The sequence below is a fragment of the SAR324 cluster bacterium genome (assembly GCA_029245725.1).
Lineage (GTDB): Bacteria > SAR324 > SAR324 > SAR324 > NAC60-12 > JCVI-SCAAA005.
The window spans coordinates 1-10,457 of sequence record JAQWOT010000367.1 but is presented as its reverse complement, the minus strand read 5'-3'; the positions used below and the strand labels follow the sequence as shown (position 1 = coordinate 10,457).

11 protein-coding genes are annotated in these 10,457 nt (G+C 47.0%); 4 read left to right on the top strand and 7 right to left on the bottom strand.

What is annotated here, in order from left to right:
- Positions 1-2,584: hypothetical protein (locus P8O70_20525; GenBank protein ID MDG2199226.1), on the top strand; the 2,584-nt coding region annotated here is incomplete at its 5' end.
- Between the two features lie 14 nt (positions 2,585-2,598).
- On the opposite strand, the gene pncA is transcribed toward P8O70_20525, so the two are convergent.
- Positions 2,599-3,213 (bottom strand): bifunctional nicotinamidase/pyrazinamidase, encoded by a 615-nt coding sequence (gene pncA, locus P8O70_20520; protein MDG2199225.1) that lies wholly within the window; start codon positions 3,211-3,213, stop codon positions 2,599-2,601.
- Between the two features lie 18 nt (positions 3,214-3,231).
- The gene (locus tag P8O70_20515) at positions 3,232-3,633 is read right to left on the bottom strand and encodes a hypothetical protein (protein MDG2199224.1); all 402 of its coding nucleotides are present in this window, start codon (positions 3,631-3,633) and stop codon (positions 3,232-3,234) included.
- Positions 3,634-3,795: 162 nt separating this feature from the next.
- On the opposite strand from P8O70_20515, the gene P8O70_20510 reads away from it, so the two are divergent.
- From P8O70_20510 to P8O70_20500, 3 genes are read left to right on the top strand one after another with little or no spacing between them, the layout of a single operon-like run.
- A complete protein-coding gene (locus P8O70_20510) occupies positions 3,796-5,598 on the top strand; it encodes an ABC transporter ATP-binding protein (GenBank protein MDG2199223.1) in 1,803 nt (600 codons plus the stop codon).
- 57 nt (positions 5,599-5,655) lie between these two features.
- Complete coding sequence (locus P8O70_20505; GenBank protein MDG2199222.1) at positions 5,656-6,384, top strand: AzlC family ABC transporter permease; 729 nt, start codon at positions 5,656-5,658, stop codon at positions 6,382-6,384.
- Positions 6,381-6,707, top strand: a complete 327-nt coding sequence (locus P8O70_20500; protein ID MDG2199221.1) for an AzlD domain-containing protein — start codon at positions 6,381-6,383, stop codon at positions 6,705-6,707. The genes P8O70_20505 and P8O70_20500 overlap by 4 nt, the downstream gene beginning before the upstream one ends.
- Positions 6,708-6,743: 36 nt before the next feature.
- Here the strand turns inward: P8O70_20500 and P8O70_20495 are convergent, their stop codons facing one another.
- From P8O70_20495 to P8O70_20475, 5 genes are all read right to left on the bottom strand, one after another.
- Positions 6,744-7,529 carry an enoyl-CoA hydratase gene (locus tag P8O70_20495; protein MDG2199220.1) on the bottom strand — a complete coding sequence of 262 codons (786 nt, stop codon included), beginning with the start codon at positions 7,527-7,529 and terminating at the stop codon, positions 6,744-6,746.
- A 43-nt stretch (positions 7,530-7,572) separates the two neighbouring features.
- On the bottom strand, positions 7,573-8,370 hold the full coding sequence (locus P8O70_20490) for a CoA-transferase (GenBank protein MDG2199219.1): 798 nt from the start codon (positions 8,368-8,370) through the stop codon (positions 7,573-7,575).
- Positions 8,367-9,359, bottom strand: a complete 993-nt coding sequence (locus P8O70_20485) for a CoA-transferase (protein ID MDG2199218.1) — start codon at positions 9,357-9,359, stop codon at positions 8,367-8,369. Before P8O70_20485 ends, P8O70_20490 begins: the two co-directional genes overlap by 4 nt.
- A gap of 368 nt (positions 9,360-9,727) precedes the next feature.
- On the bottom strand, positions 9,728-9,805 hold the full coding sequence (locus tag P8O70_20480) for a hypothetical protein (protein MDG2199217.1): 78 nt from the start codon (positions 9,803-9,805) through the stop codon (positions 9,728-9,730).
- A 189-nt stretch (positions 9,806-9,994) separates the two neighbouring features.
- On the bottom strand, positions 9,995-10,457 hold a 463-nt coding region (locus tag P8O70_20475), incomplete at its 5' end, for a DnaJ C-terminal domain-containing protein (protein MDG2199216.1).

The following is a 10,457-nucleotide window of genomic DNA, read 5'->3' as shown; positions in this document are numbered from 1 at the left end:
TTTCTTTGATCAAAGGCCTATGCAGATCTGGTTTAAACTGGCTTGGCGAGAAATCCGCAACAACCGTAAATTCAGTGCTTTCTTCGTCCTTAATCTGGCAATTGGGTTGGTAGGCTTTTTAGCGCTTAATTCTTTCAATTCATCGATCCAAAGTCATTTGGGACGTAATGCGAAAAGTATCCTAACCGCTGACATTGCGGTCAATGCAACTCGTCCCTTCACAGAAGAAGAACTCCGAACGATTAGCAAGAGCCTTGAACCCATTGATCAGAGTCGTCAGATCTCCTTTGTTTCAATGTCTGCCAGTGGAGTCAATTCACGCTTATCACAGATTATTGCTGTTGATGCCGGCTTTCCACTATACGGAGAATTGGAACTTCAGGAAAAAGGAATCATTGGACCAAGCGAAGTTGCCCAAGCGCTGAAGGAGCCAGTCATCTGGGTCTATCCTGACTTGCTGACCTCTCTAGATTTGAAACTGGGAGATTCCCTGCAGATTGGTACCCAGATGTTCAAGATTGCTGATGTAGTTCTGCAGGATCCAGGAACCAGCTTCTCTACTTTTGGAGTGGCTTCCCGAATTTACATGAGCTACGAGCAGGTCCAGAACACAGGCCTAACAGCTGTTGGGAAAAGCAGGGTTTTCCACCGTGAGTATTACAAGTTAGCTCCAGGAATTGATGAAGAACTAGCTGCCAAAAAATTACAGAAGGATCTGGATGAACTCGGTGAAGAAGCATACTCGCTTAGAGTTCAGACCCCTGCCGGAGCAAGCCAGCAAGTTGGCCGAGCCTTGGGCTATCTGAATGATTATCTGGGAATGGTCTCGCTGGTTGCTCTGTTTCTAGCAGGATTGGGCGCAGCCTATTTATTCCGAGATTATTTGCACAGCCGTTTTCAGGAAATAGCAATTCTCATGAGTTTAGGGGCTGCCAGAAAGTCAACCTATCTCCTATTACTCAGTCAGATATTGATTCTGGGTGGGATGGCAGTCATTGTCTCCACCTTCGCGTCTCTAGCCTTGTTACAGATTCTACCTCATCTTGTCTCAGATTTTCTTCCACTTGGGTTTCAACAAAAAATGCCTTGGGCCAGTCTCGGGGTGGCCATGGTGTTGGGAACCATTGGTAGTCTGATTTTCTGTTTACCTGTACTGACTTCAATTCATCGTGTTCAACCAATTGCCCTACTACGGGATACTAGTCGAGAGTTCAGTCGTGGTAACACCTGGAAGCTGAAGCTGGTGAGCTACTTACCCGGTCTTTTGGTTTATGGAGGACTGACGATCTGGGTTGCCGGATTCAAAAGAGGGGGATTGTTTTTGTTGCTTTTCATGGGAGCCTTGCTAGTCCTGGCTTTGTTGGCCTGGCTGCTCTTCAAGGTCTGTGGGCGTCTTTCGAATCGTCAAAAACCCGTCTTCAAGATCGCTCTTCGTAGCCTAAATCGTAACCGAGTTGCGGCGATTTCCTGTTTCCTGTCAATGTCCTTGGGAACCCTGCTGATCAATCTGATTCCACAGTTGCAGCAGGGGCTGGTCGAAGAATTGGAACGACCTGATGACAGTCGGGTCCCAACATTTTTTGTCTTCGATATCCAGGAAGAGCAGATCGCAGGTCTGACCAACGTGGTCACCCAAGAAGGTTTTGTGCTAGAGAGCCTTTCTCCATTGGTGAGAGCTCGACTCTCAATGGTTAATGGAGAGATTTACCAAGGACAGGACAGAGATGATGTAGTTCGTGATGAAAACCGTGAACGCCGACGAAGGAGTCGAACATACAACCTGTCCTATCTTTCTGCGGATCAGGCAAACCTTGGGATTGTAGAAGGTACGCCACTCAGCGGAAACTATGATTTCATGGGTGACCAACCCGTCCAGGTTTCTTTGGAAAAAGAGTTTGCTAGCTGGCGTGAGTGGCGAGTTGGGGACCGGTTGACCTTTGACATCGCCGGTATCCCAATTGAAGCACAGGTGGCTAACTTGCGGAAGGTGGAATGGACAACTTTTCAACCAGACTTCTTTATCGTGATGCAGCCTGGAGCGTTGGAAGATGCCCCCAAGGTTTTCCTAGCTAGTATTCGGAATGTTCCTCCTGAAAAACGACTTTCTCTGCAAAACAGTATCGTTCGTGCCTTTCCCAATATTTCTGTGATTGATGTAACCAGAATTTTAGCGAGAGCCTTCGAGATCATTGATCAGGTCAGCTTTGCAATTAATTTTATGGCGTATTTGGCAATTCTGGCTGGTCTGGTGGTCTTGTACTCTATCGCTCGCCAGGAAGTACAAAGTCGGGTTTGGGAGATGAATCTGCTCAAGACCTTGGGGGCACGATTCCCCCTAGTGATGCGCATTGTTCAAACAGAGTTTGGGCTGCTGGCTTTGTTTGCAGCAGCTTCGGGCCTACTACTCAGCTTGATCTTTTCTTTCATCATTTCGTGGGTGGTCTTCGAAAATCTCTGGAGAATCAACTGGTGGAGCAATGCGGTTACTTTGATGGCAGTGGTAGCCCTTAGCGTTGTGACAGCCAGTCTTGCAGCACATAGAACGTTACGTCAGAAGCCTCTAGCACTTTTAAGAACTGTTTAAATCTTTGTGACGGATCAGGGCAACTCCGAACTCAAAAGAATGCGGACCCCCTGCTCCTGCAAAGCAGAAAGGGCACGATCCACATCTCCCTTCTGCAAATTCACTCCACGAGTCGCATCTGAAATCATGATAGTTTGGAACCCGAATTCAGTGGCATCTGCTGCCGTAAAGTGTACACAGTAGTCGGTTGCCAGACATACCACAAATACTTCGTCTACTCCTTGCTCACCTAGATACTCCCCCATTCCTGTACTGCTCTGGTGGTCGTTATCAAAGAATCCGCTGTAGCTGTCAATTCGTGGATTTTGCCCTTTGCGGAAAACTCTTTTGACCTTACTCTGATCCAAATTGGAGATGAATTGGGCTCCCTCGGTTTCTTGAACGCAGTGAATTGGCCAGAGGACTTGCGATATTCCATGCAGATCAATTAATTCTCCTGGTTGTCTTCCCTCGTGCTGAACTGCAAAACTCTGATGGTCAGAGGGATGCCAGTCTTGTGTTGCTACAACGAGGTCAAACTTTTGCTGAAGTTGATTGATCAACGGAACAATGCTGTCCCCCTCAGGAACCGGGAGCACCCCACTGGGAGTGAAATCATTTTGTAGATCGACAAGAATCAAAGCATTCATGGGGAGTGTTTTTGGGAATCAGTTGGCGAATCGGTCAATACGCATCGGGGTTTTACGCTCACAGCGACGGTCCCAGTCCTTGTCGTTGGAAGCACAAGGGGTCGGATTGGATTCAAAGACACAGTAGTGTTCGCCCGGAGGCAATTGGGAGTCCAATGGCACTTCATACCTGCGGCCATCATAAAATCGGGCAATCACACCATTTGAAATTGGAACCAATTTTTGTACGCGCGCATCCAGAGAGGGAGCAACGTATCGAGCATAGCGTGGAGTGTAGAGCAATTCACAAAGTTCCATCACATGAAGTCTTTTGTTGGTTGGATAACTGAAATCAACATTATTGGGCGGATTGCTGCTGCAAGCAAAAATTCCGAATCCAAGCAAGCTGAACAGCAAGGGACCACGACAAAAAAACGACATGTGAACTCATGTTTTTGAGAAAGTGCAAAATTACTGAATTTAAGGCAGGATAACCCCGGTAAAATGCCATTCAAGAATTGTTCTGAATGGATTTGCATACATTGAGTTGGAAACCTTCTTGGCCCAATTCAACGCTACGAGATATTTAAAGAAAGTTACTAGATGTATTCCACTCCACATCCAATGATCAGCCTGCTGTACTACATCCTACCTCATCGAGGCTGGTTTACGTGGGCTTGTTTTAACAGCATTTTGAACAAGATTCTTGACTTGATGCCTCCAGTTCTTGTGGGCTGGGTGATAGATTCTGTTCGCCGAGAACCCCCTGAATGGATCGCTAATCTTGTGGGTACATCAGATCCATGGTCTCTGGCAGTATTTCTTGCAGTACTTGGCGTTGTCATCTTTGGCTTTGAGAGCCTATTTGAATGGGCCTACCAGTATGGCTTCATGAACCTTGCTCAAAGAGTCCAACACAATTTACGGACAGATGCCTACAACCACATCCAGAAACGAGAGATTGAATTCTTTGAGAATCACCGCATGGGAGAAACTATGGCGATGCTCAATGATGACGTCAATCAAATTGAAAGGTTTTTGAACACAGGTTTTAACGAACTGCTTCAGTTACTGGTGCTGTTTTTATTTTCAATTTTTGTACTGGTGGATGTTTCCTGGCAATTGGCTCTGATTGGCTTGCTTCCTGTTCCCTTGATTCTCTGGGGAAGCTGGTTTTATCAAAACCTCATATCACCACGTTATAAGCAAGTTCGAGAGGCAGTTGGAGGGTTGAGTAGTCGTCTTGAAAACAACATTGCAGGCATACTTGTCATCAAGAGCTTCACAGCAGAAGCATTTGAATCCCAACGAGTTTCTAAAGCATCACTGGAATACAAGAAAGCCAATCATGCTGCAATTCGCTTCAGTTCTGTCTATGTCCCTCTTATTCGAATGGCAGTGGCAATTGGTTTTGGGGGGGTTCTTCTGCTTGGAAGTTACTGGGTTCTGGAGGACAAGGGAGTACTGACAGTTGGTGAGTTGGTTCTGTTTTCAATGCTTATCCAGCGGATGTTGTGGCCCTTGACTCGGATGGGGATCACGCTCGATGAGTATGAGCGTGCCAAGGCCAGTGCCCGAAGGACGTTTGGCCTCTTGCAAACTCCTAGCAAAATTCAAGATCCTGCCAAACCTCGAGTCCTTCCTAAACCGATGCAGGGAGAGATACACTTCGATCAAGTCCATTTTACCTATCGTCGGGGCGAGCCGGTCTTGCGTAGTCTCGATTTCAAGGTGCGGTCTGGAGAAACAATCGGAATTGCTGGAGCAACAGGTGCTGGGAAGTCAACACTGATCAAGTTGCTCCTGCGTTTGTATGATCCATCTGGTGGAGCAATTTGCCTTGATGGGCTAGATCTACGGGATCTAACGCTTCAGGACATTAGAAGTCATATCGCCCTGGTAAGTCAGGATGTTTACCTGTTTCATGGCACGATTGCGGAGAATATAGCCTATGGTTCCCCGAATAGAGACCTAGCCCAAATCCAGGCTGCGGCAGAATCAGCTCAGCTACATGATTTCGTCATGACCTTGCCAGATGATTATCAAACTGTGGTTGGTGAGCGAGGCATTCGTTTATCTGGTGGACAGCGTCAGCGTCTCAGCATTGCCAGGGCGATCCTGAAAGATGCTCCAATCATGGTATTTGATGAAGCAACCAGTTCAGTTGATACTGAAACAGAGAGGGCAATCCAACAAAGTCTTTCCAGAATCACAAAAGGGAAGACTGCGTTGATTATTGCTCACCGACTTTCCACGATCCGACATGCTGATAGAATTTTGGTGTTGAGAGATGGTCAGGTGGTAGAGGAAGGACATCATGATGACTTATTGGAGCTCAGGGGAACTTACGCTGAGCTGTGGCAGGTTCAGTCGGGTGAAGTTACTGCTGTTCCCATTCTGCATTGAAAGAAGCGATGCCTGTCAGTTCTTCCTTGGTCAACTGCCTTAGGTTGATGTGATCCCATGAATTCGACACCACAAAGTGAGTTTTGGAGGGGAGTTCGGGATACCTTACCATTGATTGTCGGAGCAATTCCGTTTGGAATTATCTTTGGAACTCTCTCTGAGAGTGGAGGACTTTCTCTCTGGGGAGCTTTGGCTTTTTCAGCAATTGTCTTTGCTGGATCAGCTCAATTCATAGCCCTCGGAATGGTCTCTGCTGGGGCCACATGGCCAGTCATTGTGTTGACCACCTTCGTGGTGAATCTACGACACCTCCTCTATTCAACTACACTTCTCCAGCAGGTTCGGCACTTGCCTCAACGTTGGCGCATTCCTTTGGCTTTCTGGCTGACTGACGAGACCTTTGCGGTGGCTGTTCGGCACTATGCTGAACCCTCGCCAATAACTCACATGCACTGGTACTACCTAGGCTCCGCACTCATCATGTATTTCAATTGGCAACTATGTACGATGATAGGGATTTTCTTTGGGAGAGTGGTGCCGGGTTTGGAGGAATGGGGCTTGGACTTCGCCATGTCTGCAACCTTCATCGGCATCGTTGTGCCTTATCTGAAGAATCGTCCAATGATCGCCGCGGCCATCGTTGCTTCAGCCCTAGGTTTGGCTTTGCATGGTTTGCCAAACAAACTCGGGCTGATGATTGCTGCGTTAGCTGGAGTAGCTACTGGTTTTTTTCTGGAACAAAGATTGGCTAGTAATCGAATAACTGAGGTTGGTGAAGTCCGATGAATGAGTTCTTGTTAGTTGGTGGGATGTTCTTGGTAACCTTTCTGGTCCGTTATCTTCCGTTTGGACTGGCAGGCTCCTTACAAATTCCTAAGCCTCTCCAGCGTGCGCTGCAGTATGTTCCAGTGGCTGTCTTGATGGCGATTGTCGCTCCCGCTGTCTTGATTCCTCAGGGAGATTCTGTCCAACTTAGTTGGCAAAATCCCCATCTTTTGGGAGCCTTTGCAGCCTTTATGGCGGGTTGGTGGAAAAACAACCTGTTGCTAACCATCGTGGTTGGCATGGTGGTTTTTTTTATCTCCAGGTTGCTCATTGGGAGATTCTGAATCCTACTGCGAAGACGCAACTGATCGTAGATGGAACTATTTCCCACACCAGACGGGATGACGTTTTTCAATGAAAGCAGAGATTCCCTCTTGAGCATCCCGAGCCTCCAGATTTCGAACCATCACCTCCTTCGTGTAATCATACGCTTCACCCAATGGCAGTTCAGCCTGCCGGTAATAGGCTTCCTTGCCGATAGCGACAGTCAGTGGAGATTTGGAGGCAATCTTTCTTGCCAGTTCCATCGTCTTCATCTCAAGCTGTTCTGCATCGACAACTTCGTTGACTAATCCCATTCTGTAGGCATTTTGGGCATCAATCAGGTCGCCTGTCAGTAGCATCTGCATAGCGTGCTTGTTCGATAAATTACGAGAAAGAGCAACCATTGGAGTGGAACAAAATAAACCGATATTAACACCAGGTGTTGCAAAGCGTGCCTCTTGTGAGGAAATCGCCAAATCACAACTTGCTACGAGTTGGGCTCCTGCAGCAGTCGCTATTCCATCTACCTGGGCAATTACAGGTTTAGGTAGACGGATGATCGTCTGCATCAACTCTGCACAATCTGCGAAAAGTTGTTCTGTGTAATTTCTTGAATAATTCTGAGCCTTGATCTCCTTGAGATCGTGTCCCGCACAAAAGCCAGGGCCAGCTCCTGCCAGAATGACAACTCTGGCTTTTTCATCTGTAGAAACCTCAATGAAGGCATCTAGCATTGCTCTCAGCATTCCTTGGGAGAGAGCATTCCGTGCTTGAGGTCGATTCATAGTCAGTGTGGTCACGCCTTCATCGTCGTGGCAAAGTACCAAAGCTGCTTCAGTCATTTTCTTCTCTGATTGAGTTAAATTTAGAAATTGATCACTTGTCTCACTGTTTGCGCAACGCTCCAGTTTCATCAACTTTCCGCAATGCTTTTAATTCATCCACAGTTGGTTCTGATACAACATGCACCCTTGGAGAAACCTTCAGTTCCCAACCAGTATTGGACTGGATTTCCTCTATGTTTGAGAAAGGGTAGTAGGCATCTAGTTGAAATTCCTTGGTATCGGGGTTAGGTCTGAGGATACCTAGAGTTGTGATGATTGCAGAGGGGCCACCTCCTACAAAACCGTAACGCTCTCGAGTATTCCCGCCATCCAAGTATCCAGGTGAGCTTATGTAGGTTACCTTTTCAGCAAATCTTTTTGGCTCATGGGCTACCATGATCAAAACCCTACCCGCTCCACATGCAATATCGTTTGCTCCTCCAGCGCCAGTTAGCCTGGTTTTGGGCGCTCGATAGTGTTCTCCAATCTCCCCATCCCAAATTCCAGTGGTATTGACGTTTCCAAACTTATCGACCTGAGCGGCTCCAATAATACCGACATCACAGCGTCCGGAAGCGACTAGAAATCCTAGTGCATCCACTCCATTCGTGAAACTGGTCGCATTCACTGAGATACGGTTGCATTCAATCCCCCAAGGGAGTCCTCCAACTGGAATTGCTCCATAAACTCCACCCTCCGTCATTGCACGAATATTTGGTGCATGGTGCTCTTGAGCAAAATAACCAGCCAGCATTGAGAGTCCCACACCAAAGATGGCTAGCTCGCCGTCACGTAATTCCCGGCCAGTGGCAATAGCCATCATTTCCTGGCGAGTGTATTCAAGCTTATGACTGTTCATCTCTCACCCTCCAAAACTAATTTTGAAATTTCATCTGCAGAAAGAATCCACTTGCGGTAAGGATCCATCAGAAAACTGGTTTCGGTTTGGGTGATTTTTTCTCTCGTCTCATTGCCAATCATGCCCAGATAGTCTCGGTGACTCTGGTAGCTAAATACATAGTCTTTCAAATATTGTTGGGTGGTTTCTTCCGTAGCAAGAGCTTTGTTCATTGAACGCATATGATCTTCATCCACATCATAAAGTCCTGGTGAACTTTGTGGCCAGGCAGCAAAAGGCCAGTAGACAACGGCATCAACTACGATATCTGGAATGCGGACCAGGTTAGGGAATTGTCTCATACAGTCTGTGTGGACAATTTCATCAGCCACCAAGATCACCTTTTTGGCGGCACGAGATAATTCAAACCGGCTCCACTCCGTTCCCAACATGATAGCGTTACCCAGTAAGTCGGCCATGGAGACATGAATTGCAGCAACTTCTGGTTGTAAACTTTGAAAGGCCCCGAGTTGTCGACCACTGAAGGGATCGGTGATCATAGGTATCTTGCTGGTTGCTGGATATTCTTCTGGTGAGAAAGCGCTGCGATACTGAATGTCGGAGCCGATATTTACTGTAGCGGGTACGAAGGGCCAGTTCATCGCACCACCAAATAGCCTGATTGCCATGGCAAGATTGGAATAATCTTCCAGTTGGGTCACACCAGTTTCTACCGCTCTGCGCAGTCCGTTGGCAAATCCAAAAACCTCGAGACCAGAAAAACCACATTCTGCTTTATCCACAGCACCAGCCCCAGCCAAGAGATTGAGTTGCTGGGAATTACAGTGAAAAATCGCATGGAGTTGATTCCGACCCTGACGCAAAAGTTCCCGTCCAAGAACGATCGCATCAGAACCGATTGGTAGTGCCGCACCGCTGGCATATTGAACACCGTTTTGCGTGAAGCGATCAACTGCAGTTGCTAGAGAAATCAACTTAGGTTGGGGCATGTCTTTGAGTTAGCGTAATACTATTCTGTGAACTGTCTGTTGAACCAAACTTATTTCCAGTTAAATTGAGCCGACGAACTTATCCCTTATTCAGGGAGGATTCAAGTGTTGGAAGATCGTTCGATCAGGATATATGGGGGTGCAGGGGGTATTTCAGGCGAGTAAGTTTGTCAGAGATACTGTTATTCCATCAGAATCACAATAAATTCAATGGTTTGGTGTAAAGTAGGTGTTCCCAAATTGTAGGGGTATGTTTTGGAAGCCAGATCCCGTTTTGGTACTTCTACGAGGACTCGTACCAAGAGCCTTCAAGCCAATTTACCAATTGCAACGCTGTCACGAATCACACAGTGCACAACGATTCCAGATCAACCGTTGCCACGGGCAAGCTCTGCGATCACATCTCCAACAAGGGCTCTACGAAGGGAGCCTGCACCATCAATCACCAGAACCCTTCCCTGACCGTTTTCCGATAGAGTCTGGCAATTAGACTCTTGTCTTCATGGCACCTGATTGTGGAGATCTGGCCAAAAAAGCTCTTGTTACCACTAAAGTTTTGGAATGAGAGTTCACAACCTTGAAGTTGATCTTCAAAATCATCAAACAAATCTGTGTTAGACAAATTCATGATTTTTCTAGGAGAAAAAACCTTTGATTGTGTTCATGAATTTGTCTCTCAGGGGGTGACTATCTTGATCACTGATGTTTTCCATCTCTTCAAGTAGCTCTCTTTGTCGAACAGAGAGATTTGTCGGAGTTTCAACTACAATCCGCACATGCAAATCCCCTCTGTTGCCACCACGCAAGTTTACGATTCCTTGATTCCTCAGGCGAAATATTTTGTGGGACTGGGCGCCAGCTGGGATTTTTAAGCGAGCTTTACCCTCCAAGGTAGGAACCTCAATTTCAGTGCCAAGGGCTACTTGTGGAAAGCTGATTGGAACCTCACAATATATGTCAGATCCATCCCGTTCGAAGATCGGATGTTTCTTCACACGAATCACAACGTAGAGGTCTCCCGGAGGTCCCCCATCAATCCCATGTTCACCCTCACCAGAGAGTTTGATTCTGGAATTGTTATCTACCCCCGCAGGAATG